This window comes from Paenibacillus sp. (assembly GCF_048976745.1).
In the GTDB taxonomy this organism is placed as follows: domain Bacteria; phylum Bacillota; class Bacilli; order Paenibacillales; family Paenibacillaceae; genus Paenibacillus.
In genome coordinates, this window is sequence record NZ_JBHGUU010000006.1 from 151,224 (window position 1) to 176,713 (window position 25,490).

At 46.4% G+C, this 25,490-nt stretch carries 27 protein-coding genes; 26 read left to right on the top strand and 1 reads right to left on the bottom strand.

Annotated features, from left to right (window positions below; all coding sequences use genetic code 11):
• The 24 genes from ymfI to ACE3K2_RS07585 all read left to right on the top strand — a co-directional run bounded on the left by ymfI (position 1) and on the right by ACE3K2_RS07585 (position 23,009).
• A complete protein-coding gene (gene ymfI, locus ACE3K2_RS07470; protein WP_026081137.1) occupies positions 1-771 on the top strand; it encodes an elongation factor P 5-aminopentanone reductase in 771 nt (256 codons plus the stop codon).
• Between the two features lie 164 nt (positions 772-935).
• Positions 936-1,199, top strand: coding sequence for a DUF3243 domain-containing protein (locus tag ACE3K2_RS07475; RefSeq protein ID WP_017689119.1), 264 nt, complete (start codon positions 936-938; stop codon positions 1,197-1,199).
• Between the two features lie 197 nt (positions 1,200-1,396).
• Entirely contained in the window at positions 1,397-2,164 is a 768-nt protein-coding gene (locus ACE3K2_RS07480; RefSeq protein ID WP_024630282.1) for a DUF3388 domain-containing protein, read from the top strand.
• Positions 2,165-2,230: 66 nt separating this feature from the next.
• Positions 2,231-3,271: a helix-turn-helix domain-containing protein gene (locus ACE3K2_RS07485; protein ID WP_421888605.1), complete on the top strand. Its 1,041-nt coding sequence runs from the start codon at positions 2,231-2,233 to the stop codon at positions 3,269-3,271.
• Positions 3,272-3,344: 73 nt separating this feature from the next.
• On the top strand, positions 3,345-3,509 hold the full coding sequence (locus tag ACE3K2_RS07490) for a hypothetical protein (protein ID WP_167350848.1): 165 nt from the start codon (positions 3,345-3,347) through the stop codon (positions 3,507-3,509).
• Positions 3,510-3,663: 154 nt separating this feature from the next.
• Positions 3,664-4,155, top strand: a complete 492-nt coding sequence (locus ACE3K2_RS07495) for a YajQ family cyclic di-GMP-binding protein (protein ID WP_017689115.1) — start codon at positions 3,664-3,666, stop codon at positions 4,153-4,155.
• 320 nt (positions 4,156-4,475) lie between these two features.
• Positions 4,476-5,063 carry a CDP-diacylglycerol--glycerol-3-phosphate 3-phosphatidyltransferase gene (gene pgsA / locus ACE3K2_RS07500; protein ID WP_421888607.1) on the top strand — a complete coding sequence of 196 codons (588 nt, stop codon included), beginning with the start codon at positions 4,476-4,478 and terminating at the stop codon, positions 5,061-5,063.
• A gap of 108 nt (positions 5,064-5,171) precedes the next feature.
• Complete coding sequence (locus ACE3K2_RS07505; RefSeq protein WP_421888609.1) at positions 5,172-6,428, top strand: competence/damage-inducible protein A; 1,257 nt, start codon at positions 5,172-5,174, stop codon at positions 6,426-6,428.
• Positions 6,429-6,671: 243 nt separating this feature from the next.
• Entirely contained in the window at positions 6,672-7,736 is a 1,065-nt protein-coding gene (gene recA / locus ACE3K2_RS07510) for a recombinase RecA (protein WP_062833851.1), read from the top strand.
• Positions 7,737-8,016: 280 nt separating this feature from the next.
• Positions 8,017-8,754, top strand: coding sequence for a regulatory protein RecX (locus ACE3K2_RS07515; protein WP_421888611.1), 738 nt, complete (start codon positions 8,017-8,019; stop codon positions 8,752-8,754).
• A 310-nt stretch (positions 8,755-9,064) separates the two neighbouring features.
• Positions 9,065-10,606, top strand: coding sequence for a ribonuclease Y (rny, locus tag ACE3K2_RS07520; protein ID WP_036670418.1), 1,542 nt, complete (start codon positions 9,065-9,067; stop codon positions 10,604-10,606).
• A 164-nt stretch (positions 10,607-10,770) separates the two neighbouring features.
• Positions 10,771-11,565, top strand: coding sequence for a TIGR00282 family metallophosphoesterase (locus ACE3K2_RS07525; RefSeq protein ID WP_421888613.1), 795 nt, complete (start codon positions 10,771-10,773; stop codon positions 11,563-11,565).
• A 117-nt stretch (positions 11,566-11,682) separates the two neighbouring features.
• Complete coding sequence (locus ACE3K2_RS07530; RefSeq protein WP_007430104.1) at positions 11,683-11,943, top strand: stage V sporulation protein S; 261 nt, start codon at positions 11,683-11,685, stop codon at positions 11,941-11,943.
• Positions 11,944-12,028: 85 nt separating this feature from the next.
• Positions 12,029-13,024, top strand: a complete 996-nt coding sequence (locus ACE3K2_RS07535; protein ID WP_421888618.1) for a dipeptidase — start codon at positions 12,029-12,031, stop codon at positions 13,022-13,024.
• A 194-nt stretch (positions 13,025-13,218) separates the two neighbouring features.
• Positions 13,219-13,791: a phosphate propanoyltransferase gene (pduL, locus tag ACE3K2_RS07540; protein WP_184180352.1), complete on the top strand. Its 573-nt coding sequence runs from the start codon at positions 13,219-13,221 to the stop codon at positions 13,789-13,791.
• A gap of 312 nt (positions 13,792-14,103) precedes the next feature.
• Positions 14,104-15,660 carry a tRNA (N6-isopentenyl adenosine(37)-C2)-methylthiotransferase MiaB gene (gene miaB, locus ACE3K2_RS07545; RefSeq protein ID WP_421888620.1) on the top strand — a complete coding sequence of 519 codons (1,557 nt, stop codon included), beginning with the start codon at positions 14,104-14,106 and terminating at the stop codon, positions 15,658-15,660.
• A 300-nt stretch (positions 15,661-15,960) separates the two neighbouring features.
• Entirely contained in the window at positions 15,961-16,374 is a 414-nt protein-coding gene (locus ACE3K2_RS07550; RefSeq protein WP_197997748.1) for a RicAFT regulatory complex protein RicA family protein, read from the top strand.
• 325 nt (positions 16,375-16,699) lie between these two features.
• Entirely contained in the window at positions 16,700-17,104 is a 405-nt protein-coding gene (locus ACE3K2_RS07555; RefSeq protein ID WP_421888622.1) for a PaaI family thioesterase, read from the top strand.
• A gap of 78 nt (positions 17,105-17,182) precedes the next feature.
• On the top strand, positions 17,183-17,986 hold the full coding sequence (locus ACE3K2_RS07560) for an NUDIX hydrolase (protein WP_062833857.1): 804 nt from the start codon (positions 17,183-17,185) through the stop codon (positions 17,984-17,986).
• A gap of 67 nt (positions 17,987-18,053) precedes the next feature.
• A complete protein-coding gene (locus ACE3K2_RS07565; protein WP_421888624.1) occupies positions 18,054-18,611 on the top strand; it encodes a cysteine hydrolase family protein in 558 nt (185 codons plus the stop codon).
• Between the two features lie 198 nt (positions 18,612-18,809).
• Positions 18,810-20,264 (top strand): nicotinate phosphoribosyltransferase, encoded by a 1,455-nt coding sequence (locus tag ACE3K2_RS07570; protein WP_421888626.1) that lies wholly within the window; start codon positions 18,810-18,812, stop codon positions 20,262-20,264.
• 332 nt (positions 20,265-20,596) lie between these two features.
• The gene (locus tag ACE3K2_RS07575; protein WP_421888628.1) at positions 20,597-21,250 is read left to right on the top strand and encodes a hypothetical protein; all 654 of its coding nucleotides are present in this window, start codon (positions 20,597-20,599) and stop codon (positions 21,248-21,250) included.
• Between the two features lie 110 nt (positions 21,251-21,360).
• Positions 21,361-22,380 (top strand): oxidoreductase, encoded by a 1,020-nt coding sequence (locus tag ACE3K2_RS07580; RefSeq protein WP_421888630.1) that lies wholly within the window; start codon positions 21,361-21,363, stop codon positions 22,378-22,380.
• A gap of 74 nt (positions 22,381-22,454) precedes the next feature.
• Entirely contained in the window at positions 22,455-23,009 is a 555-nt protein-coding gene (locus ACE3K2_RS07585) for a hypothetical protein (RefSeq protein ID WP_421888632.1), read from the top strand.
• 62 nt (positions 23,010-23,071) lie between these two features.
• Here ACE3K2_RS07585 and ACE3K2_RS07590 read toward each other — a convergent pair whose 3' ends face one another.
• Positions 23,072-23,590 (bottom strand): MogA/MoaB family molybdenum cofactor biosynthesis protein, encoded by a 519-nt coding sequence (locus ACE3K2_RS07590; protein WP_091017221.1) that lies wholly within the window; start codon positions 23,588-23,590, stop codon positions 23,072-23,074.
• Positions 23,591-23,760: 170 nt separating this feature from the next.
• Between ACE3K2_RS07590 and ACE3K2_RS07595 the strand changes: the two genes are divergently transcribed.
• Positions 23,761-24,867: a CobW family GTP-binding protein gene (locus ACE3K2_RS07595; protein ID WP_421888635.1), complete on the top strand. Its 1,107-nt coding sequence runs from the start codon at positions 23,761-23,763 to the stop codon at positions 24,865-24,867.
• A gap of 73 nt (positions 24,868-24,940) precedes the next feature.
• Positions 24,941-25,276: a four-helix bundle copper-binding protein gene (locus tag ACE3K2_RS07600; RefSeq protein ID WP_421888637.1), complete on the top strand. Its 336-nt coding sequence runs from the start codon at positions 24,941-24,943 to the stop codon at positions 25,274-25,276.
• Positions 25,277-25,490: the final 214 nt, after the last annotated feature.

Here is a 25,490-nt window from a genome sequence, read left to right on the forward strand (position 1 = left end):
ATGGAGAGGGGAACGGGACAATTGAAGGCAATTGGGGAAATGACTGTACTGGTAACCGGAGCAAGCGGTGGCATCGGAGCGGCTATCGCAGAGCGTTTTGCCAGAGTGGGCATGAATGTTGTTATACACTATATGAAATCGCATGAAGCAGCGAATGAAGCCGCCAGACGGTGTATGGAACAGGGTAGTGGAAAAATCATGACCGTGTCTGCGGATCTTCGCAGCCGGGAACAGATTGAGCGTATGCGTGAGAAGCTGGAGTCACACAATCTCATGCCAGATATCCTTGTGAACAACGCAGGTATCTCGCACTATGGGATGTTGTCTGATGTGACAGAGGAGATCTGGGATGAAGTGATGGCGATTAACCTCAAAGGCACGTTTATGTGTACACAGGAAATGATGCCTCACATGATCTCTCAAAGGTATGGCCGAATCATTAATGTATCGTCGATCTGGGGACTGTCCGGTGCTTCTTGTGAGGTGCTGTATTCGACAACCAAGGGTGGGGTAAATGCATTCACCAAGGCACTTGCGAAAGAACTCGCACCTTCCGGAGTAACCGTAAATGCCGTTGCTCCTGGCGCCGTTCAGACATCCATGCTGAACCATCTCGATCAGAGTGAACTGAAGATGCTGGAAGAGGAAATTCCGGCAGGGAGACTTGCACAACCTGATGAAATCTCATCACTGGTTTATTTTCTGGCCCTTCCTGAATCGGGGTATATCAATGGGCAGATTATCAGTCCAAATGGCGGTTGGTTAACGTAGTAAGCAAGAAAACTTGACTGGCTCTAAACGAAACAGGAGAAGGTTGCCGAGATGATGCAGCCGTATTCTCGATTATTTTAAAATGCTCGTATATAAAATGTCTCGAAAGCACATATTACAACTGTTGATTTTAAATCTCATGCGTCATCTAAGGAGGATTTATCATGTCAACAGAAAAAACAGTGCTCTCCAGTTTTGACACATGGAAGAAGTTCCTGGGCGACCGCGTACTGCAAGCAGAGAAGATGGGGATGAGTGAAGAAACCATCAACAAACTTGCGTATGAAATCGGCGATTTCCTTGATGAGAAAGTCGATCCGGCGAACCATTCCAACCGGGCATTGAAAGAGTTATGGGATGTCGGCGATGCAGATGAGCGTCGTACGATTGCGTGCCTGATGGTCAAATTGGCCAAACAAAACGCATAAGATTACAGATGAAGAGCTCCCGCAAGGGGGCTTTTCTCTAATGATTACAAACGGATTACAGAGCTGTTCTTGTAATTCATTTTCATTTTATATATCATTAACGTGACCCATTTTTAGAAGATGTCTCAGATTGTTGTCCAGTGGACACGTTCTGTTGCTGTCGAATAATGTGGAATAATGCATTACGGGGTGTTGAAATGGAATCTAAACAATGGTACATGGAATATAAAATACATAAGAACAGACCCGGTTTGTTAGGCGATATTGCCTCTATGCTGGGGATGCTTGAAGTGAATATATTGACCATTAACGGTGTGGAAGGCAAAACTCGAGGTATGCTGCTTGAATCGGATGATGATGAGAAAATCCGTTTGCTTGGTGAAATGCTTGGCAAAGTCAACAGCATCACCGTATCGGCTTTGCGTCAACCTAAATTGGTGGATATTTTGGCCGTGCGTCATGGCAGATACATTGACCGTGATTCGGATGATCGCAAAACATTTCGTTTCACACGAGATGAACTTGGGTTACTTGTGGACTTTTTGGGTGAAGTATTTAAGAGGGAAGGTAATCAGGTCATTGGTTTGCGCGGAATGCCACGTGTTGGCAAAACGGAATCCATTATTGCTGGCAGCGTATGTGCAATGAAGCGATGGACGTTTGTGTCCTCCACACTTCTTCGTCAGACGATAAGGAGTCAAATGTCCGAAGACGAATTGAACCCGAATAATGTGTTCATTATCGACGGTATTGTTAGCACGATACGCTCCAGTGAGCGGCATTACAACCTGTTGCAGGATATTATGACCATGCCTAGCACCAAAGTTATTGAACATCCGGATATTTTTGTACAGGAATCCGAATATGATTTTAATGATTTTGATATTATTATTGAACTTCGTAACAATCCGAATGAAGAAATTATTTATGATACGTTTACGGCTAGCTACACCGACGAATTGTAAGGAACCGTGCGGAATCATGAAATAGATTAGCAACAACTTAAGAGATAAACATAAGGAGGAGATGGCATGTCTGAACTGGGTCAGCAGTTAAGGGAGGCCCGGCTGCAAAAAGGGATGAGTCTTGACGATGTACAGGAAATGACAAAAATTCGCAAGAGGTATTTGGAGGCCATAGAAGCAGGAGACTATAAAGTGCTGCCGGGTAGCTTCTACGTGCGTGCTTTCATTAAAACCTATGCGGAGACCGTTGGACTGAACCCTGATGAGCTGCTGGAGGGACACAAAAAAGACGTACCCGCAGAAGAGGCGGAAGCAACGATGGAACCGGTGATACAGAAGCGTTCCAGCCGTCCGGTTGAGCGTAGTAATCGGTGGATGTCTGTCGCACTGATGTGGACATTCCCTGTTTTGATCGTAGTACTGTTGTATGTATACGTGGTGTATAACAAAGGTGATGAAGCAGATAATCAGGGGCTTGATCAGGTCAAAATTACAGACAGTCAACAACAGCCTGAAGATAAACCGGATCAACCTGCCGACAACGGACAGGCATCTAATCCGCCTGCGACAGACTCAGGAACTGAGGGTACTACCGGTGAGGGCGACGCTGGCGGCAACGGTGGCGGTACAGACACGGAAGGACAGACGGATGGTCAAACTGATGGCCAAACGGGAGAAAATCAGGAAGAGCCGACAGACAATTCACCATCTGCTGTAACGGTTGCAGAAGATGGGAAATCAGGCAATATTACAAACTTCAAAGTGAACGGAAGCGCAGGGAAACCTGTAACGGTTACGATCAAAGCCACAGGTCATAGCTGGCTGGAAGTGTATAAGGGCGAGAATTCCAGCGGAGAGAAGTTGGAGTATGGTAACACAGCCGACGGCGACAGCTATACCTTTGAGTTGGATAGTGCAGGCATGTATATTAAGTCCGGTTACGCTGCAGCGACCACAATCGAGGTTGGCGGGCAAGTTGTAACGGATGGCAAAGCGACCAATCGGATCCGTTTGAAGCTTGGTGAAGACAGTAGTAATACAACTTCTTCCACAGGTGTTGAAAATGGTTCAACGGACACTACAGGCGGTACCACTGGTAGCGAATAACCGGGTTAACTGCAGGAGACAATAAACGTGTCTTAACTTGCAGTTAACTTTTGGTGAAGTGAGGTGGATGGCTGTGACAGTCAGCTGGATCGTAACGGGTTTAGGGATCATTGTCAGCCTCCTGGGTTATTACCTGACTCCAAGTGCTTGGGGTTACGGAATATTGGGTTTTGGACTTGCACATGTGCTTTTGGGTGTGCTCGATATGTTCAGACAGCCCAACCGCAGCCGCTATTAGTTGGAAGCTGGACCAGCAAGCATTTTTGGCAACCACCTGAAGTGGAAGCCAAAAATGCTTTTTTCTTTGTGTAAAACAGCTTGAAATTAGACTTTTGCTTAAGGTATCCTCTATAATGTTACAGAACATACGATTAACTGAAAGGGTGACTGGTTTGAGTTCAGAAAATTCATTTGATATCGTGTCCAAAATGGACTTGCAAGAACTGACAAATGCCGTTACACAAACCGAGAAGGAAATTGGCACTCGTTATGACTTCAAGGGCAGCAAGAGCAGCCTGAAACTGGATAAGGATGCGTTAACGATCGTATCTGATGATGAGACCAAACTCAAGGCTGTCATTGACGTGTTGCAATCCAAAATGGCGAAGCGTGGTCTACCATTGAAAAACATTGATTACGCCAAAGTAGAGCCAGCGTCTTCTGGTACAGTCCGCCAGCGTTTGAATTTTAAACAGGGGATTGATCAGGACATCGCCAAGAAAATTAATATCCTGATTCGGGATTCGAAGATGAAGGTGAAGAGTCAGATTCAGGGAGACCAGCTCCGGGTAACTGGTAAGAGTAAAAATGATTTGCAAGCAGTCATGCAGCTGCTGAATGGTGCTAACCTGCCTCTGGATTTGCAATATACAAATTTCAAGTAATATGGCCTTTTTGTAGCAGAAGTGTTTTTTGACACGGTATTAGGCGTATATTATACTAAGTGTGCATTGCTGGCAGTCATACATCAAGTCCAGTCCTCATCGTTTGCTGACTTTGTGAAAAGCAGTACATCTTCTGGAAGTCACCGGAACGTTTAAAGCGGTCTTGCTTTTGAGCGGTTGACTTTATTTTTTGCGTTTCTACATAGTGGGATCATGTTAATATGGATTGACATTGAAACTGTACATTTCATGTTCCGGATGATGATAACGGGATTATGATGATTGTTTGGAGTAATGGAGGATATGAGGGAGGGCGTCTTGTGAATTTACCCAACCGGATTACGCTTGCACGAATTTGCTTAATCCCTTTTTTGATGGTGTTCCTGCTCGTGGATTTTCCATTTTATCCAGAGCCGTTGCAGCTTGGAAGCTTTTCGCTTCCATATAATCAACTGATTGCTGCTGTTATTTTTATCATCGCCGCAAGCACAGATGGAATTGACGGATACCTTGCGCGGAAAAATAACATGGTTACCAATCTGGGAAAACTGCTCGATCCACTCGCAGACAAGCTGTTGGTTACTGCAGTTTTGATCTCGCTTGTGGAGATGGGCAAGCTGGATTCCTGGATTGCAGTGGTTATTATTAGTCGTGAATTTGCAGTTACCGGCTTGCGCCAAATCGCATTGCTGGATGGTTCGGTTGTTGCCGCCAGTGCTTGGGGCAAGCTGAAGACGGTAGTGCAGATTGTGGCGATTGTGTTGTTGCTGTTGAACAATTTCCCGTTTTCATACACGGGTATTCACGTCGATATTATCGCGGTATGGGCAGCAGCGCTTATTACCATCTGGTCGGGTATCGATTACTTTGTCAAAAACAAAAATTTGCTTCATTTAACAAAAGCATAATGGTTTGTTACCAAAATGGGTAAGCATGAAGGAAGCATTGGGTCAGGGGCAATAGGAAATTATCCTATTGCCCTTTGATCACTCACCACGTGTACAGGAGGATGCTCAATGAAAGCAGAAATCATTGCAGTTGGCACAGAGCTGCTGCTTGGACAAATCGTCAATACCAATGCCAGATACCTATCCCGTGAATTGGCTGCGATGGGGATCGATGTATATTTCCAAACGGTGGTTGGGGATAACCTGAACCGACTTAGTGAAGCGATTCGCATTGCGCAGGGCCGTGCAGACGTTATTCTATTTTCCGGTGGCATTGGACCTACCCAAGATGATCTGACCAAGGATGCGCTAGCAGCTGTTCTTAACCGAGAACTGCATACAGATCGAATGGCTATGGACAAAATTGAGAGCTTTTTCAGAGATCGTAATGTGGACATGACAGAGAATAACCGACGTCAGGCGATCGTTATTGATGGTGGCACACCTCTGGCCAATGAAACGGGCCTTGCGGCAGGAAATGCGATCTCTGATAATGATAAACATTATGTTGTGATGCCTGGACCACCTAAAGAGCTGATTCCAATGTTTGAACAGGAAGTCAAGCCTTGGCTGTTCCAGCATGTACTCACAGAAGAAATGCCGATTTATTCCCGAATGCTCAAATTCGCAGGTATTGGTGAATCTGCTCTGGAAGATCGACTGTTGGATCTGATTGACGCGCAGACAGACCCTACGATTGCTCCTTACGCGAGCGAAGGCGAAGTTACGGTACGTGTCTCTACTAAGGCCGCAAGTGAGGGAGAGGCGAAGCTGAAGCTGGATGCGATGGAGGTTCAGATTCGGGAGCGTTTGACAGAACATCTCTACGCGAACGAGGATGTGCCTATAGAGTATACGATTGTAACTATGATGTCTGATATGGGGCTGACGCTTAGCGCTGCTGAGAGCTGTACAGGAGGGCTTGTCATGCAAAGTCTGACTTCTGTACCGGGAAGTGCCTCAATGCTCAAAGGTGGAATTGTGTGTTATTCCAATGAAATTAAAGAAAAGCTGCTGAATGTGCCTCATGATTATCTGGAAGGTGAAGATGCGCCTGGGGCGGTAAGTCCTGAGGTTGCAAAAGTGCTTGCTGAGCAGATCCGCATGATTGGTGACGCTGATTTTGGCTTGGCTGTTACTGGTGTAGCTGGACCGGGATATTCGGAACGCAAGCCACCCGGACTTGTCTTCATCGCTCTTGCTGAACGTGGAAAAGAGACGGAAATTCATGAACTGCGTATTAATGGTAATCGCGAGACGGTTCGCATTCGTTCAGCCAAAGCGATTCTCTATCGCTTATGGCAAAAACTTGTGGCGATGGATTGATTCGTTAATCGCTTTGATTGCATTTACAGTTCCAAGCAAGTATAATTAAGGAAGACGGAAGAACCGTAGAATTAGGCTTTACAGCCTTGTTTACGGTTCTTTTTTCTGTTTAATGGAAAGTTTCTTTGAGGAAGAGGCGCCTCGGCCTTCACAAAAAAAACGAATGTATGTTCGAAAAAAAGCTTGGCAAACGTGTTAAAACAAGGTATCATTATCTTATAAACAGTAAAGGGTGTGAGCTTATTGTCAGACCGTCGTGCCGCGCTTGATATGGCGCTCCGTCAAATAGAGAAGCAATTTGGTAAAGGATCCATCATGAAACTGGGTGAGTCCACTCATATGAATGTGGAAATTATTCCCAGCGGTTCCTTGGCTTTGGATATTGCATTAGGAACAGGCGGCTTGCCTAAAGGCCGTATTGTTGAAATATATGGACCTGAATCTTCAGGTAAAACAACTGTCGCATTGCATGCGATTGCGGAAGTACAACGTGTGGGTGGACAAGCCGCATTTATCGATGCCGAGCATGCTCTTGATCCTCAATATGCAAGCAAATTGGGCGTTAACATTGACGAATTGCTTCTATCTCAGCCAGATACGGGTGAGCAAGGGCTGGAAATTGCAGAAGCTCTTGTACGCAGTGGTGCAGTAGATATCGTCGTTATTGACTCTGTAGCTGCATTGGTTCCAAAAGCGGAGATTGAAGGCGAAATGGGGGATTCACACGTTGGTTTGCAAGCGCGTTTGATGTCTCAGGCGTTGCGTAAATTGTCTGGTGCAATCAGCAAATCCAAAACAATCGCAATCTTCATTAACCAGCTTCGTGAGAAAGTCGGCGTTATGTTTGGTAACCCGGAAACAACACCTGGTGGTCGTGCTCTGAAGTTTTATTCTACGGTACGTCTGGATGTGCGTCGTATTGAGAGTATCAAATCAGGCAATGACATGATTGGTAACCGTACTCGTATTAAAGTTGTGAAAAACAAAGTGGCACCTCCGTTTAAACAAGCGGAAGTGGATATCATGTATGGCGAAGGTATTTCAAGAGAAGGCAGTATCATTGACATTGGTACAGAGCTGGACATCGTTAATAAAAGTGGTGCGTGGTACTCCTACGAAGGCGAGCGTTTAGGACAAGGCCGTGAGAACGCAAAACAGTTCATGAAAGAGCATAAAGACATTGCTGAAATCATTGAACAAAAAATTCGGGTAGCTAGTAACCTGACTACCGCAGTTCCTGCGCCAACTAGTGAAGAGCAACAAAAAGAAGCAGAAGAAGAACAAGAATTGTTTGAAATCAACGAGTAATCTCTCAAATCCTCCCTTGTAGGGAGGGCCCTGAGGGTGTTTCCCACTGGACTCCGTAAACTTATCTGATTGAGCTTGGGTCAATCTGGATAATGGATTGTAGTGGGAGTGCTCTTGCTGTCCAACAGCCCCTGTCCCAGTGGACAGGGGCTGTTGGCACGCTAACTGTGGAGATAAAGGCCGGGCTGAGTTCCCGGCCTTTTGCATTCGTGTTCTCTGTTTTATGTGAAGATGTGTTTGGCGTAGTCAGAATGAGAATGTTATGAAAGGGGAGACCTGAATGGATCAACATGACGAGGATTTATATGAAGAAGCAGAACAGGATGGCCTATCCCAATTTCCGGACAACGAAGAACTTGTTATTACACGTGTAGAACGAACGAAGCACAGGCAAGCTCGTTATCGAATCACTTTTGGCATCCACTCCATTACGGTTCTTGAAGATGTGATGATTAAATACAGGATGACTCAAGGCAATACCTTTATGAAAAAGGATCTGGAAGAGATCATTGTAGCTGACGAAAGGCAGCGGACGTATGCACAATCTCTGCGCTTTTTGGAGCATAAGCCGCGTACGCGCCATGAATTAAGTCAGAAACTTCGTCAGAAGGAGTTTGCATCACCTTTAATTGAAGAGACGCTGGATCGACTTGAGCGGGAGAAGCTGGTGGATGACGACCTATTTGCGAAGGAATGGACAAGACAGCGTATGGAGGGCAAGCGGAAGGGAAAACTGTGGATAAGGCAAGAGCTGCGTCAAAAGGGCATTGCCAATGATCTCATTGCTGAAGCGCTGGAAGGTGTCAGTACGGATGCGGAATTTGAGACTGCCCTGAGCGCCGGACGCAAAAAATGGAATCAGGTCAAAGGGGACGTCAAAGAGAAGAAAAATAAAACGCTTCCCTTCCTAATGAGACGTGGTTTTTCAATGGATATGGTACGCCGGGTCGTGAATTGTTTAATTGAAGAAGATGAGGCTGGGGAGCCTGAAGATGACGAAGCGTTGTTATGGGATTAGCAGACTGGAGTCTCTATACTGCATTCTCTTGACAATTTCTTTCGTCAAATACTAAAATGGACATGAGTCTGTAAGAAATGGACAACCCTTTTTCCTTCCAAAAAAGCGGTTTCGGTTTCTTAAGATTTATACCATTCTTAATTATGGGTTCGCTGGAAACAGTGAATAGTACGTGGAAACATGTACATGTGAAATGAAAATCGGCGGGGGATCGCCGTGAGTATTCGTTATTCCCAAAAATATGTAAGGTTTGAAAACTGCAAATTGACCCAAGGAATGCCTTGGAGGAACCAACGAGGAGGTGAACAGTATGGAAATTGCAATCACGATCGCTCTCGTTGCAGCCGCGCTATTCATTGGGTTCGGAGTAGGATATTTTATTCGCAAATCTCTTGCAGAGGCTAAAATCTCTAGTGCGGAACAAGCTGCCGTACAAATCGTGGAGAACGCGAAGAAAGAGGCAGAAGCACTGAAGAAAGAAACGGTGCTGGAAGCGAAGGATGAAATCCATCGTATTCGCGCTGAAGCTGAAAAAGACACTCGTGAACGTCGGAATGAAATTCAACGACAAGAAAGACGATTGTTGCAAAAAGAAGAGTCGCTGGATAAAAAATTGGAATCACTCGAACGTAAAGAAGAGCAAGTGGCTAACAAAGAGAAACGAATTGATGAGACTCAGCAGCAGATCGAAATGATCTACAAAAACCAGGTGACAGAGTTGGAACGTATATCCAACCTCACCATGGAAGACGCACGCAGTATCATACTGTCCAACGTAGAACAGGAAGTTCGTCATGAGACGGCTCAAATGATCAAGGACATTGAACAACAAGCGAAGGAAGAAGCGGACAAAAAGTCCCGCGAGATTATTACACTCGCCATCCAACGTTGTGCGGCTGACCACGTAGCGGAAACAACGGTATCTGTTGTTACCCTGCCAAATGAAGAAATGAAAGGCCGGATTATCGGTCGTGAAGGACGTAACATCCGTGCGCTTGAAACCCTTACAGGGATTGACCTCATTATCGATGATACGCCAGAAGCTGTTATTCTGTCGGGCTTTGACCCGATTCGCCGTGAAATCGCCCGTACTGCCCTGGAGAAACTCGTGGCTGACGGCCGTATTCACCCGGCACGGATTGAAGAGATGGTTGAGAAATCCCGCAAAGAAGTGGATGAGCGCATCCGTGAATACGGTGAGCAAGCTACCTTTGAAGTGGGCGTGCATGGTCTGCATCCGGATCTGATCAAAATTTTGGGCCGGTTGAAGTTCCGTACAAGTTACGGTCAGAACGTCTTGAAACATTCGATGGAAGTCGCTTATCTGGCTGGATTGATGGCTGGCGAACTCGGAGAAGACGTAACTCTGGCAAGACGTGCAGGTCTATTGCATGACATCGGTAAAGCGCTGGATCACGAAGTGGAAGGATCACACGTCGAAATTGGCGTGGAACTGGCGAAGAAATACAAAGAACATCCGGTTGTAATCAACAGTATCGCGTCCCATCACGGAGATTGCGAAGCGACTTCGGTCATTGCCATGTTGGTTGGTGCAGCAGATGCACTTTCCGCAGCAAGACCAGGCGCACGCCGCGAAACGCTGGAAACGTATATCAAACGACTGGAGAAGCTGGAAGAAATCTCAGAATCTTTCGAAGGTGTCGAGAAATCGTACGCCATTCAGGCCGGACGCGAAGTTCGCGTTATGGTACAGCCTGAGAAGATCGATGATGCTGAAGCCTTCCGCTTAGCCCGTGACATCACGAAGATGATCGAGAATGAACTCGACTATCCGGGTCACATCAAAGTCACCGTCATCCGGGAAACCCGTGCGGTTGAATACGCAAAATAGAGCTTTACGGAAAAGTGGCCGCAGTAGTGGGCCACTTTTCCTGTTGATAGCCTGTTAAATGTACTTTTTGTACAAAATACACATCATGGAACAAGAGATAGAGTCCTGCAAAGGTTAATATTTGAAGCAAGAGGACTTTGCAGGAATTGAGGAGGCAGTAATCAATGAAAGTTTTGTTTATTGGTGACATTGTAGGCAACGTGGGACGTAAGGCATTAAAGGAAAATCTACCGTATCTGAAATCGAAGTATAAGCCACATGTGGTGATTGTGAATGGTGAAAATGCGGCAGCAGGTCGCGGCATTACCGGAGCAATCGCAAATGAGTTTTTCAATTGGGGTGTACATGGTATTACACTTGGTAATCATACTTGGGACAATAAGGATATTTTTGATTTTATAGATGATGAGCCCCGCATGATTCGTCCTGCGAACTTTCCACCAGGCACACCAGGACGAGGATACACGGTTGTCAAAGGTGAAGGGAAAGAGCTTGCCATTGTCAATCTGCAAGGAAGAACGTTCCTGCCTGCTCTGGATTGTCCATTCCGTGTAGCTGATGAAATTGTAGATGAGCTGCGCCAAGATTATAAATGTATTTTGGTGGATATGCATGCTGAAGCGACGTCGGAGAAGATTGCCATGGGATGGCATCTGGATGGACGTGCATCGCTTGTTGTAGGTACACATACGCATGTACAGAGTAACGATGATCGGATTTTGCCTGGAGGAACAGCTTACTTGACGGATGCAGGCATGGTAGGGCCTCGTGACGGCATATTGGGCATGGAGCGTGAGGCCGTGCTGCGTAAGTTCTACACCCAGCTACCTGTACGTTTTGTTGTGGACGATGGCAAATGGCACTTCCATGGTGTTTTTGTTGAAATTGATGAAGCCACAGGTGCGGCAACACGCATCGAAAAAATTCGTCTGACGGAGGACGAGTGGCGCATGGAATAGGGGTATTGTCCCATTTTGCAGGGAAACCCGTCTAAAAAGAAGGAATTTTTTTGCCTCCCGCGAATAACATCTAGTAAGTGGAAACAAACTTTCAACATTCCCAGGGAGGTACTTACCATGGATGTATTAAAAGTTTCAGCAAAGTCCAATCCTAATTCTGTAGCCGGCGCTCTTGCAGGGGTTCTTCGTGAACGTGGAAATGCTGAACTGCAGGCAATTGGAGCGGGAGCACTGAACCAAGCCATTAAAGCGGTAGCGATAGCCCGGGGATTTGTAGCACCAAGCGGAGTTGACCTGATTTGTATTCCAGCTTTTACAGACATTGTGATCGACGGCGAGGACCGAACGGCCATTAAGCTGATTGTGGAGCCCAGATAATACATGGAGTATGCATTGAACCTGTTTACGATGTAGACAGGTTTTTTTGCGTTTTTTTGCAATAAAATATGGAGGAGGGTTTAAGATGTCCATGTCGGATTGGCGTGTAGCTGATTTTCACTGTGATGCACTGAGCAAAATTTTGATGCAGCCTGCTCTTTCTTTTGAAGATGCTCCACAACTGGATGTGAATTTGCAACGCTTGAAAGAGGGGAGAGTTGGGTTGCAGGCGTTCGCCATCTATTTACCGGAAGTACTTGGCAGAGGCAAGTTTGAACATGTGATGGGGCAGTTGGAGATTTATCGTAGACGTGTAGAGAGAAGTCAGGAGCGGGCTGGCGGCACACAGACGTTGTTGTGGCGTGACCAGGTGGCTCAGGTGAGGCAAACAGAGGGGCCGTGGGGATTAATCACACTGGAGGGTGTGGATGGTCTGGAGGGAAACCTGTTCTATCTGGAGTTGTGTTATCAGATGGGCGTGCGAATCATTGGACTAACGTGGAATTATGCCAATTGGGCGGCGGACGGAGTCATGGAGAAGCGTGGGGCAGGTCTGACCGAGAAGGGGAAAGAACTGGTGCGTCAGTGTAATGAAATCGGAATGCTGTTAGATGTGTCACATTTGACGGAAAAAGGTTTCTGGGAACTGGCCGACTTGAGCAAGCGTCCTTTCATCGCATCCCACTCCAACAGCTATAGCGTATGTCCCCATGTGCGAAACCTGAAAGATGATCAGATTCAGGCCATCATTGCCCGAGAAGGGCGGATTGGACTGACGTTTGTACCCTGGTTTGTTAAACAGGAGGGGGAAGTGCGTATAGAAGACCTGCTGCCTCATATTGAGCAAATTTGTTCTTTGGGTGGGCAGCATCACTTGATGATGGGGTCTGATTTTGATGGAATCTCAACGTATATCCAGAGACTTGAACACTCAGGGCATTATCCGAGACTGACGGAAATCCTGCTCAAGCATTATGATGAACAACTAGTACGGGGCTGGTTGTGGGGGAATGCAATGAGTTATCTAGGGGAACACTTGCCAGAGAGTAATCCAATGATAAAGGGGGCTTCCGTAAAATAGTGAAGTGGCCTGTGGGACAGAATGGGTTGAATAAAGCTTGTTTTCCAAATAAAGGAGTGGAATGATGGTGAAATAAGTGTATTTCATGAATTTTCACCAGTTCGTTTTCATTTCACTCCAAAAAGGGGTATAATACCATTGGATTGTTAAGAGCCTGAGTACAGGCCATAGATAAACAAGGAGTGAAATTTACAATGAGTAAAACAGTACCTGTGGGCGTATCTGCCCGTCACATTCATGTATCCCAAGAGCACGTTGAAATTTTGTTTGGCAAAGGTTATGAACTGACTGAATTTAAACCTCTGTCCCAGCCTGGCCAATACGCTGCTAACGAAACTGTAGCGGTAATTGGTTCGAAAGGACAGTTTGATAAAGTGCGTATCCTTGGACCTGTTCGCCCTGAAACGCAACTGGAGATCTCCATGACAGATTCATTTGCGATTGGTGTTAAAGCACCTGTACGTGAATCTGGAAGCATTGAAGGTACACCAGGAATCACAATTAAAGGACCTGCTGGCGAAGTAACGATTGATAAAGGTGTTATCGTTGCTGCTCGTCACATTCACTTCCATACTTCGGATGCTGCCAAATGGGGTATCGAGGACAAACAAATGCTGAAAGTTCGCCTCGGCGGAGAACGCGGTCTTGTACTGGAAAATGTACTGGCTCGTGTATCCGATTCTTTTGCACTGGACATGCATATTGATACAGATGAAGCTAACGCTGCTGGCGCTCGTAATGGCGACACTGCTGAAATCATCGATTAATACCATGTAATAGCTTCAGCCGCCAATTATAGCGGTCTGAATAACGTTTAAACCTGAGCACAGCCAACAACGGCCGGTTAATTCCAGCCCTGATGGCAAGGCTCAGGTTTTTGTATTTTCTGATTGTTCTTCTGTGCATGGCATGTTTCGGATTAGACGAAGGGACATGCGGTTTGGATGTGGAACTACAGCCCAATTCATGCTATAATTTGCTGTAATGCTCTTTTAATGTTCCCGACAAGAAATTCACGTGGAACAGGGATGAATGAACGATTTTTTATTACTAGAGGCTGTAAGGAGTGACCGAAGGAAATGGCTAAAGACTCAAAAAAGGATTACTCCCAATATTTTGATTTCTCCGATGCCAAAGTAATTTCGCAAGATGAATTCAGCAAAAAGATAAGAATCCGGGGCCGTGAGATTAACATCAAATCGGAACCCAATCATCGTCAGGAGAAACAGCGGGGCAAGGAAGACGTCCAGGTGCTTTACGAAAATGCCGTTCCCGATGAACTGAAAAACATAGGGAAAGGCAAACACTATATTGTATATACGTATGGATGTCAGATGAACGAGCATGACTCGGAGACGATCAAAGGACTCCTTGAGTCTATGGGATATCAGGCTACAGAGAATCGCAAAGAAGCGGATATTATCCTGCTCAATACATGTGCCATACGAGAAAATGCGGAAGATAAAGTATTTGGTGAGCTTGGTCACCTGAAAACGTTAAAACTTGAACGTCCGGGATTGTTACTTGGCGTATGCGGGTGTATGTCCCAAGAGGAAGGCGTCGTCAACCGAATCATGCAGAAGCATGGCTTTGTGGATATGATCTTTGGTACACATAATGTGCATCGACTGCCACATCTCATCCAGGAAGCGCTGTTCAGCAAAGAAATGGTTGTTGAGGTGTGGTCCAAGGAAGGCGACATTATTGAGAACCTGCCGAAGAAACGTGAGGGTATGCGCGGCTGGGTGAACATTATGTATGGCTGCGACAAGTTCTGTACATATTGCATCGTTCCGTTTACGAGGGGCAAAGAACGCAGTCGTCGTCCAGAAGATGTCATTGCCGAAGTTAGGGACTTGGCACGGCAAGGCTTTAAGGAGATCACTTTGCTTGGTCAGAATGTGAATGCGTACGGCAAGGACTTCACCGACCTGAACTATAGCTTTGGTGATTTGATGGATGCCATTCGCCAAATTGATATTCCGCGAGTACGGTTTACAACCAGTCACCCACGTGACTTCGATGACCGCTTAATTGAAGTACTTGCCAAGGGCGGCAATCTGGTGGAGCACATTCATCTTCCCGTGCAGTCTGGCAGTTCGGAAGTACTCAAACGTATGAGCCGCAAGTATAGCCGGGAACACTATCTGAAACTGGCTGACAAAATTAAAAAGGCCATCCCGAATGTGGTATTAACAACGGATATTATTGTAGGTTTTCCGGGTGAAACCGAAGAACAGTTTGAAGATACACTTTCCCTTGTCCGTGAAGTAGGGTATGATTTTGCCTATACCTTTATTTATTCCCCACGGGAAGGTACACCGGCTGCGGTGATGGAAGACAACGTACCGATGGAAGTGAAGAAGGAACGTTTGAAGCGCTTGAACGAAACGATCAACGTATATAGCCATCGAAGCAATGAAGAACAGCGTGGCAAAGTCGTTGAAGTGCTCGTTGAAGGTGAGAGCAAACGGAATTCCGAAGTTTTGGCAGGACGTACGCGCAGCAACAAGCTGGTGCATTTTGAAGGACCCAAAGAATTGATCGGTACTTTCGTACAAGTGGAGATCACCGATCCGATGACTTTTTATATTCGGGGCAACCTGCTCTCCGAGCCGGTAGCTGCCAATCAGTAATACACACACTAATAAGATGAATAATTTTTGCACTTAGTGGGGTTGCGGCCGAGCGTAGCGAAGGTGACGGAATCGATTCTGTAGAAGCGAAGCGTTCGCCTTTGTCTCCGAATTTTAACCTTGAATATGTTCAATCCAAAAAATTTGGAGACAACAGCGATCAAAAGAACGATCCGACACCGCAGCGGTCACTCAGCAGTCAACTGAGCTTAGTGCAACATCCATTATTCATCTTATATCATCTCATAGAATGGAGCGATTTCAGTGGCGCAGGAAGAAGTGCAGTACAACCATTACGGAATGCCTACCTACGATACGCGCAATCTGGTCATACGCGACGACATTATGGGAAAAGCCAAAGAGTTGGCTGATATGCTCGGAACGAGTGAGGAAGTTAGACAGTTTCAACAGGCTGAAACCAAAATTCGTGATCATGAGCGCATCCAGCAGTTGATTGCAACGATTAAAAAGAAACAAAAAGAAATTGTTGCTTTTGAGAGCTTCAAAAATGTGGAGATGGTCAGCAAAATTGAACAGGAAATTGAAGATCTGCAAAGCGAACTGGACAGTATTCCATTGGTTACGGAATTCCAGCAGAGCCAGAGCGACATCAACTACTTGCTTCAACTCGTGATCTCTGTTATCCGGGATACGGTTTCCGAAAAAGTAAACGTGGAGGCTGGAACGGATTCACCTCCGACCAGTTGCGGTTAAATGACGGAAGGGTGCGGACGCTGTCCGCGCCTTTTTTGACGATTATAGAATTATAAGTTTTCAGCGTAGCTGAAGGATTCGATAATCGCAAGAAAAGCAACTGCTAAACCACGAATGTGGCATCATCGATAAGGCTTCGATCAGAAGCTTTTCTTACATTGCACAACCGTAAACCTGGAGTGGCTATCGCCAAGTACTCGGAATATAATTCCAAGCAAAGCTCCACGCTGTGGGGTTATTTTGTGTGGCGCAGCTATTTTTAATGATAAAGGCACATGACATCAAGAGAGCTTGATACGTACAGTGAATAAAGGAGAAATGAATAATGAGTATTTTGGACAAAATGGTGGAAGACGGAGACGGACGATTCTGGGGATTTCTCGGCTGTCGTTATATTAAAGGAGACGGAAAAGAAGTACAGATCGCGTTAACAGCAGGCGAACATCATACCAATTCCATGGGGATTATCCATGGGGGTGTATTAACTTCGCTGATGGACCAGGCGATGGGGATGGTTGCAACAGCAGCAATGGAAGTAGATGGCTGTGTGACAACAAACCTGAATGTACATTTTCTGGCACCGATGAAACAAGGGGAATTAACGGTGACTGCCACGGTACTTCATCGGGCTGGACGCAGTGTGACGACTCAATCGGAGGTTCGTGATGCATCGGGCACTTTGGGATGCATGGCTACGGCGACATTCCGTATAGCGCGCCCGAGAACGTAAAGCACGAATCCTGCAGTTGACAAAAGATATTATTATGTCATAATGAAATTATCAAAATGAAAATAGTCGGTGGTGCCCATGAGCGAAAACTACGAACACTTCAATGCAGAGAGCGACGAACAAGCAGCACGTGCCTATAGTTCCAAGAAATATCGTACACCCGATGGTGTGCCTGCGGATATCGTTATGTTCACCTTGACCAAGCGGGAGCGCAAGACGGTGACCAAGACACTACCCATTCGGGAACTGAAAGTGATGCTGATCAAGCGCAAAGGCTGGCCTTTTGCAGGCAGATGGGCATTACCCGGTGGTTTTTGTCAGGAGAATGAATCCATCTACGGTGCAGCAAAGCGTGAGTTAATGGAAGAGACAGGTGTAGACGGTGGACATTTGGAGTACTTGAATGTATACAGTCAGCCGGGCCGTGACCCGAGGGGCTGGATTATCTCTCACGCATTTTTCGCGCTTGTGGAAGAATGGATGTTGGATCAACGCCAGGCAGCAGATGATGCTGAGGATGTTGGATTGTTCACCATTCAGGAGGCGCTGCAAGAACTGGAGCTGGCCTTTGATCACAGAACAATTATCGAAGATGCTTATCGACGCATTCAACAGCAGATGTTGGAAACGACGATTGCTCGTCAGTTCCTGCCACGTGATTTTACATTAAGTGAATTATATCAGGTTATTCAAAGTGTTGTACCGGATTTTGAAGAACCAAACTTCATTCGCAAAATTACGTCTACCCGCAGCCGCAAAGGCATTGTGGAAGAAGTACGGGATGAAGAGGGGAACCTGGTGAGTTCCAACCAGTACTCGCAGCGTCCGGCGCAGTTATATCGTTTTACAGAACTTGTACCACGCCTTTCCATCTATACGTAATAAGGTGTGGAAGTGTCAATCTGATTGAATCAGGATCAACCAATTCTGGGCCAAGGGAGTGTTGACGATGAAAGCACTGATTGTCATTGATTTCACGAAGGATTTTGTGACAGGTTCTTTGCCTGTAGGTCAGCCGGCAGTAGAGATCGACGAGACGATTGCAGCTGTAACCGAGGCCTATTGTAAGAACAAACATGAGGTAATCATGGCTGTGGATCTGCACGAAGAGAATGATCCGTATCACCCGGAGACTGCACTTTTCCCACCTCATAACATCAGAAATACGGAGGGAAGACAGTTGTATGGTCGTCTTGCCCAAGTGATGGAAGAACGGAAAACAGATATACAGTGGATGGATAAGACGAGATATAGTGCATTCTGTGGGACCGATCTGGAACTCAGACTGCGTGCACGTGGTATTACGGATATTGCACTGATTGGGGTATGTACGGATATTTGCATATTGCATACCGCAGTGGATGCTTACAATAAAGGTTTTCATATTACGATATATGAAGATGCCGTTGCCAGCTTCAATCCGGCAGGGCATGAGTGGGCACTTGGACATTTTCGTTCCAGCCTGGGTGCTTCGGTGGTTAAGGCGAGTGAGACAGTCTTGGCTTAATTTACTCCATAGTCATGCTGGGTTGAACTCATGTTAGGAACCGGATGAATGTGGTGAATGGTGTATAGAGTTTTTTTGCGGGAGACTTGTTTGTTTAATACGGATAAACAGAATCATGAAGAATAAGTCTCCATATGTTAACCCGTGTCCTCAGATGAAATCTGGGGGCATGAGCGGAAGTCAGAGAGGATGAGACAAATGCAGACAACTAGCCTGGCTTTACATACGGATAAATATCAGATCAACATGATGTACGCCCATTGGGTGAATGGTACGCACAAGCGGAAGGCGGTATTTGAAGCCTATTTCCGTAAGCTTCCTTTTGGCAACGGATATGCGGTATTTGCCGGATTGGAAAGGATTGTGAACTATATCAGCCAGCTTCGGTTTACGATGGACGACATCAAATTTTTATCCAAACAAGAGGAAAATTACGATCCGGTCTTTCTGGAAGAATTGCTCCAGTTTTCATTTCAGGGGACGATTCATTCCATGAAGGAGGGTGCAATTGTTTTTCCTGACGAACCGCTCATTCGGGTAGAAGGCTCTATTATGGAGACACAATTGGTGGAGACGGCGATACTTAACTTCATGAATTATCAGACGTTGATTGCAACCAAGGCTTCGCGGATCAAACAGGTAGCACAGCAGGATACGTTGCTCGAATTCGGCACACGGCGTGCACAGGAAGCCGATGCTGCCATCTGGGGCGCACGTGCCTCGTATGTGGCAGGTTTCCATGCAACGTCCAATATGCTGGCCGGAGAGCGCTTTGGAATCCCAACAGCAGGTACACATGCCCATTCCTGGGTACAGAGCTTTATGAGCGAACAGGAGGCGTTTGACGTGTATGCCAAAGTGTTGCCTGATCAGGTTACACTGTTGGTTGATACCTTTGACACGTTGAACAGTGGAGTACCTCACGCCATCAAGACCGCCAAGAAGTTGGAGAGCCAAGGCAAAAAGATGAATGCGATTCGTCTGGACAGTGGTGACCTGGCGTACTTGTCCATTCAGGCACGTCAGATGTTGGATGAGGCTGGCCTGGATTATGTGAAAATTGTTGCATCCAATGATTTGGATGAAAATACGATTTTCAACCTGAAGGCTCAAGGAGCCCGGATTGATACATGGGGTGTGGGTACACAGTTGATTACCGCTTCTGACCAGCCATCTTTGGGTGGAGTGTACAAATTGGTGGAGCGTGAAGTGGACGGTGCCATGTTGCCTACGATCAAAATATCTGCCAATCCTGAAAAGGTGTCCACGCCAGGTAAAAAGGAAGTGTTCCGGATCATTGATCCGAAACATGGCAAAGCGATTGCAGATTATATCTGCTATCCAGATGAAGAGCAGCCTCTACAGGGCGGACCGCTCAAGCTGTTCAACCCGCTACACCCTTACCTGAAAAAGACGGTTACCCGCTACGAAGCGATCAATATGCTGGAGCCGATCTTTGTGAACGGACGCAAAGTGTATGAGTTGCCTAATCTGGATGAGATTCGTGCGTATCATAAGGAACAGATGAATCTGTTCTGGCCTGAATACCAACGGAAGCTCAATCCGGAGATCTACCGTGTGAACATCAGCCCTGCGGCATGGAATATGAAGCAGAAGCTCATTGCGGAGCATGTGAAATCCACAGAGGAATGATCTACACATCAGAATTACAGAGGGGCATAACCAGTGAGGCATACTGGCTTATGCCTTTTTGATGCTAATAAAAGGTCTACATTTTTCGTGTATGATCCCATTGAGATGGACCAGTGATGTAAGAAATCTCATGGACAGACTGCCAAGGTAGCAGGCTATACTGTTCATGTTGCGCAATTCTAGAAGATGTACTGAAAAACGTACGTATTGAAGACGTAATTAGAAGGGAAAAGCAGTCATTATTTCTCGGGAAAGCGCAGGAGACGCCAAATTCTGCAACTATTGATTCAATCCCACAGCTGTAGGGGATGAAAGTAAGAGGAGGTGCAGACATGGGATGGATATTAGGACTGGTCTGGATCGCTTTTATTGCCTATGCATTGTTGTTGGCACCGGGGCAGTCACCAGGAAGTGATCCGATATTCAAAGAACTGATCACAATGCAAAGCCAAGAGCCTTGGTTACTTACTGTGTTTTCGTGGTTAGGTATTTTCCCGGCAGTGTATGCTTGTATGCTGTTAAGAACATCTGTGAAAGGACGAGGTGGACGTGTACCGGCTTGGCCTTTTGTCTTGCTTTCTTTTGGATTAGGTGCTTTTGCGCTGCTTCCCTACTATGCATGGTCATCATCCGCATATGGTTCTTCGGGCTACGCAAGCTTGCATTTTGGTCGTCACCGGGACTCGGGAATTGGACGGGTAGCTGCCCACAAGTTGACGCATGTAGTTCTTCTGCTGTTGACGCTGGGGGCAGCATTCTATGCTATGACGCAGGGGGATCCGGATGTATATATGGACGCGTTCAGGCAATCTTCCTTTGTACATATCATGACCATTGATTTTGTACTACTGACCTTACTTTCGATGCTTGCGATATACAGGGATGCTAAAGCGAGTCGACGTTCATCAGCTTGGGCACTAGCAGGCATTATTCCCATTGTGGGTCCACTAATCTATCTGTTGACGTTAGAGAGAGACAGAGCTTGATCATTAACATGAGGAAGATTCCATAGGTAAAGGTGCCGTTAAGCCTGAATGCGAACAATTCATGTGTTTAATGGAAAAATATACAAAATTGGAAGAGGAAGTGGCTATCAATGAAAAATCAATTTAACGCATATGTTGTCCGTAAAGAAGAACAGGGCGGAGTGAAAGCTGCTATAGAGCAACTGAAGAAGGAAGATCTGCCAAACGGAGATGTAACGGTACAGGTGCAGTATTCCAGTGTCAATTATAAAGACGGACTCGCGACTCTTGAAAAGGGTGGTGTCGTTCGTGAATACCCGATGGTACCGGGAATTGATCTGGCCGGAACGGTAGAGGAGTCGGTGAGTGGACGTTTTGCACCAGGAGATCGGGTGATCAGTACAGGGTTCGAACCTGGCGTATCCCATTACGGGGGGTACAGCGAGTATGCTCGTCTGCGCAGTGAATGGCTGGTGCCTCTGCCACCGGGTCTTAGTGAGAAAGAAGCCATGGCAATTGGAACTGCAGGATTCACGGCTGCACTTTCAGTAGATGCGCTGTTACAGGCTGGAGTGAAACCGGAGATGGGCAAGATTCTGGTTACGGGTGCAACGGGTGGTGTTGGAAGTATGGCAGTTGCGATTCTGGCGAAACTTGGCTTTGAAGTAACAGCCAGCACAGGCAAGAAGGATCAGGAGGAGTCATTGCTCCGAAACTTGGGTGCCTCAGAGGTGATTACTCGTGAAGAAGCTGATGCTCCAGCCAAAGGAGCCATGGGGAAACAGCTATGGGCGGGCGTTGTTGATCCAACAGGAGGACCAGCTCTCGCGGAGCGATTGAAACAGATTCAATACGGAGGTGCGTTAGCGGTATCCGGGTTAACAGGCGGCACAGCTTTTGAATCTACGGTACTCCCGTTTATTTTGCGTGGTATCCAGCTTATTGGTATAGACTCTGTATTTTGCCCAATGGAACGTCGGGAACGGCTGTGGGAACTGCTTGGCGGAGAATGGAAACCGGAGCGCGCGCTGGAACTGGGAATCCGGGAAATTTCCTTGGATCAGTTGCCTCATACGCTGGAGACGATACTCCAAGGTGGTGCAGTAGGTCGGACTGTGGTCAATACAATATCAGATCTGCCATCCGCATAAGATTCTATGTCCTTAGACATGCTAATTCTACCTGATTGGGTCACAGTATACGTGGCTGGAAAGGAAGGATTGGCATGTGGTTTGGTAGAAAAGGGCGAAATATAGTTCGAAGAACAATGAAGTCGGTACTTGTAAGTGGAGTGCTGATCACGAGTGTCTGGTCCCTGGTGGCTTGTTCGGCATCATCCATTGAGCAGGAGCGGAAGGTCTACACCCGCGAAGCAACACATGAAGGAAATGTGCGAGCACAGAGTCAGGGACACGGATTAAACGGTGAATTGGTGAGTGAGATCAGTAAGAGTTTTGAAGCCAAAGGCATTCAGCTGATGAATAATATGTTTGAAGATGATGGCCATGGTGGGATCTCTTATATGTACTTGTTGAATGGAAGTGGCAGGCACATCGTAAAAGTCCATATTTTCAGTGATGCAGCAACCCGGGCTGCCAGCATGAGACAAATGTATAGTGAGAATCGTGATGAGGCTGTCTTGGAGAATGCGCTTGGCCGGACAACGATTCGAAGCAAAGGATACGTCTCACTTGTTTATACAGCTTCGGGTGGGGAAAAGGACAAGTATGAACAGGATGTGTTGCAGGTGTTCCAACATGTGCTGGGGCAACTAAGGTAAGTACAGCGAGATCCCCTTCGTACTTTACAGCTGAAAATAAACCCAAAAACCCGTCTGATCCTTCAGACGGGTTTATATATTTCACGCATCACATGCCGCAGCTCGGGCAAGATGAGTTTTTCCATGGCCAATTTGACAGCTCCTTTGGAGCCTGGCATGGAGAATACGGCTGTGCGTCCAATCGTTCCAGCGACAGCTCTGCTCAGGATCGCAGCGGAACCGATATCTTCAGTGTAACTGAGAAAACGGAAGATCTCACCAAAGCCGGGGAGTTCCTTGTCGAGTAGTGAGGATACTGCTTCGTAAGTTGTATCTCGGGGTGCAATTCCTGTTCCGCCGCTAAGCAGCACGGCTTCAATATCATCACGAACCGCTGCATCTTGCAGGATGCTTCGAATGTTCTCTGTTTCATCAGGTGTGATGATGTATTCAACAATCTGATAGCCCGCTTCACTCAGAAGCTGGTGCATGAGCTGACCACTGGTATCGGTGTCTTTGGTGCGCGTGTCAGACACGGTAACAATCATGCAAGATACCGTGGTCGGCGCTTCCTGGCGATGTTGTTCCACTGAATTAGTCATGAAACTTCCTCCTTCAATCCACATGTCCTCCATAGCATAGACCATCCGTTAGAATCAGGCAATGTACTGGGGAAGAGTTGAACGTTATTGCACAACGAATACGGGATGGTGTACACTCGCTAGATACAGAGATCAGGTTACAAGAAGGACAATCAGAGAGGTGTAAACGCATGAATGAAACGATTTTAAAAGAACAATCCATACCTGTATATATACTGTCAGGTTTTTTGGGAAGTGGCAAAACAACACTGCTTGTTCAGTTGATTGAACATTGGCAACAGCAGGGTTTGCGTCCCGCAGTGGTTATGAATGAGTTAGGCGAGGTCAATCTGGATGGTCAGATTGTGGATTCCACCGTTCCCATGACAGAGATGTTAGGTGGGTGTATCTGTTGTACCGTACGTGGTGACTTGGGATTGCAACTTGCCGATCTCGTTCAAGAGGAGTCACCTGATGTGATCATCATTGAAGCAACCGGTGCGGCGAACCCAATGGAGATCCTGGATGCGGTCACGGAGACCTCACTCTACATGCGTCTGGAATTGAAAAGTCTCATTACTGTTGTGGATGCAGCACATCTGTCTGGACTGTATCAGGAGCAGAAGGGGCAGACCTTTAAACTGATGCAGGAGCAGATTCGTTGTGCATCTGTGCTTCTCTTGAATAAAACGGATCGGGTGAGTGCACAGGAACTGAAGGATCTGGAACAGCTTTTGGCAAAATGGAATGGCTTCGCACCTGTAATCCCTACGGTCAAATGTGAGGTGGAGATGGATCTGTTGCTTCGCAGCGGGGCAGACGTACACGTGCGTGATTCAGCTTCTGAAGTAGGTAAACATGCTCAACAAGAGCATCATGTGCATACGGAAACCTGTGATACACATGGCTGCAGTCATGGACATGAACATCATACGATCCAAGGTGATGCTACAAATACTGACGCTTCCTATAGCCATGACCACGGTCACGAGCATGTAGCTCCTCATGCCTCACACGAACATGTCATGGTGTACACGCACTATTTCAGTCATCCGGTGAACAGCGAGGCGTTTGAACAATTTGTATCTGCATTGCCACGGGATGTGTATCGAGCAAAAGGCATTTTATCTTTTAGTGACACGGCGAGCCGCTTCTGGTTCCAGTATGCCTACCGCGAATCCGATTATATGAAGATCACACCTCAGGGAGATGTCCCTAATGTTGCTGTGTTTATAGGTGAACATTTTGACCAAACTGTCATTCGTGACCAATTACTGGAATTGGAAGCGATAAAGTAGGTTAGATGATTCAACATTCCTCCGTCCTGGGTATTAAGAAGCATAGCAAACTTTGCCTGGGAGGTAACTTTAAATGACACAACAACAATATCAACAATGTATCGATGCTTGCCTGGAGTGTATGAATGCTTGCAACATATGTTACATATCGAGTCTGAAAGAATATGATCTGGCGATGCTGCGTGATTGCATTCGTTTGAATCGGGAATGTGCGGAGATCTGCAGTTTTGCTGCACAAGCAATGACACGGGGAAGTGATTTCATTGCTGAAATATGCGAATTGTGTGTGAAAGCTTGTGAGGCTTGCGCCGCAGAGTGTGGCAAACACCACCATGACCACTGCCAAGCATGTGCAGAGGCTTGCCGCAGATGTGCAGAAGCTTGCCGGTTGATGGCAGCAGTAGCGTAAATATTAATGCTTTGAAATATCATAAAATTAAAATTATGTTGGTCCCCTCAGTGAATGTAGCGGAACCTAGGACATCTGTGACGATGTGCTTAGACGTTATCTTCTGGAGGGGATTTTTAAGGTACAATTTTGTGCGCCAGCGAGTACATTCATCTCGACGTAAATCCTCTGGTTGCCATCTCAGACCAAGGTATGTATAATGATGGCAATGAAT

What these genes read in the sequence shown, in the direction of transcription:
- miaB (WP_421888620.1), top strand. Translation starts at nt 14,104, where the DNA reads ATGGCTAAAGACTCAAAAAAGGATTACTCCCAATATTTTGATTTCTCC.
- ACE3K2_RS07530 (WP_007430104.1), top strand. Translation starts at nt 11,683, where the DNA reads ATGGATGTATTAAAAGTTTCAGCAAAGTCCAATCCTAATTCTGTAGCC.
- ACE3K2_RS07585 (WP_421888632.1), top strand. Translation starts at nt 22,455, where the DNA reads ATGTGGTTTGGTAGAAAAGGGCGAAATATAGTTCGAAGAACAATGAAG.
- ACE3K2_RS07550 (WP_197997748.1), top strand. Translation starts at nt 15,961, where the DNA reads ATGCCTACCTACGATACGCGCAATCTGGTCATACGCGACGACATTATG.
- ACE3K2_RS07505 (WP_421888609.1), top strand. Translation starts at nt 5,172, where the DNA reads ATGAAAGCAGAAATCATTGCAGTTGGCACAGAGCTGCTGCTTGGACAA.
- rny (WP_036670418.1), top strand. Translation starts at nt 9,065, where the DNA reads ATGGAAATTGCAATCACGATCGCTCTCGTTGCAGCCGCGCTATTCATT.
- ACE3K2_RS07515 (WP_421888611.1), top strand. Translation starts at nt 8,017, where the DNA reads ATGGATCAACATGACGAGGATTTATATGAAGAAGCAGAACAGGATGGC.
- ACE3K2_RS07595 (WP_421888635.1), top strand. Translation starts at nt 23,761, where the DNA reads ATGAATGAAACGATTTTAAAAGAACAATCCATACCTGTATATATACTG.
- ACE3K2_RS07560 (WP_062833857.1), top strand. Translation starts at nt 17,183, where the DNA reads ATGAGCGAAAACTACGAACACTTCAATGCAGAGAGCGACGAACAAGCA.
- ACE3K2_RS07575 (WP_421888628.1), top strand. Translation starts at nt 20,597, where the DNA reads ATGGGATGGATATTAGGACTGGTCTGGATCGCTTTTATTGCCTATGCA.
- ACE3K2_RS07590 (WP_091017221.1), bottom strand. Translation starts at nt 23,590, where the DNA reads ATGACTAATTCAGTGGAACAACATCGCCAGGAAGCGCCGACCACGGTA.
- ACE3K2_RS07475 (WP_017689119.1), top strand. Translation starts at nt 936, where the DNA reads ATGTCAACAGAAAAAACAGTGCTCTCCAGTTTTGACACATGGAAGAAG.
- ACE3K2_RS07570 (WP_421888626.1), top strand. Translation starts at nt 18,810, where the DNA reads ATGCAGACAACTAGCCTGGCTTTACATACGGATAAATATCAGATCAAC.
- ACE3K2_RS07555 (WP_421888622.1), top strand. Translation starts at nt 16,700, where the DNA reads ATGAGTATTTTGGACAAAATGGTGGAAGACGGAGACGGACGATTCTGG.
- pduL (WP_184180352.1), top strand. Translation starts at nt 13,219, where the DNA reads ATGAGTAAAACAGTACCTGTGGGCGTATCTGCCCGTCACATTCATGTA.
- ACE3K2_RS07485 (WP_421888605.1), top strand. Translation starts at nt 2,231, where the DNA reads ATGTCTGAACTGGGTCAGCAGTTAAGGGAGGCCCGGCTGCAAAAAGGG.
- ACE3K2_RS07535 (WP_421888618.1), top strand. Translation starts at nt 12,029, where the DNA reads ATGTCCATGTCGGATTGGCGTGTAGCTGATTTTCACTGTGATGCACTG.
- ACE3K2_RS07525 (WP_421888613.1), top strand. Translation starts at nt 10,771, where the DNA reads ATGAAAGTTTTGTTTATTGGTGACATTGTAGGCAACGTGGGACGTAAG.
- ACE3K2_RS07580 (WP_421888630.1), top strand. Translation starts at nt 21,361, where the DNA reads ATGAAAAATCAATTTAACGCATATGTTGTCCGTAAAGAAGAACAGGGC.
- ACE3K2_RS07565 (WP_421888624.1), top strand. Translation starts at nt 18,054, where the DNA reads ATGAAAGCACTGATTGTCATTGATTTCACGAAGGATTTTGTGACAGGT.
- ymfI (WP_026081137.1), top strand. Translation starts at nt 1, where the DNA reads ATGGAGAGGGGAACGGGACAATTGAAGGCAATTGGGGAAATGACTGTA.
- ACE3K2_RS07480 (WP_024630282.1), top strand. Translation starts at nt 1,397, where the DNA reads ATGGAATCTAAACAATGGTACATGGAATATAAAATACATAAGAACAGA.
- ACE3K2_RS07600 (WP_421888637.1), top strand. Translation starts at nt 24,941, where the DNA reads ATGACACAACAACAATATCAACAATGTATCGATGCTTGCCTGGAGTGT.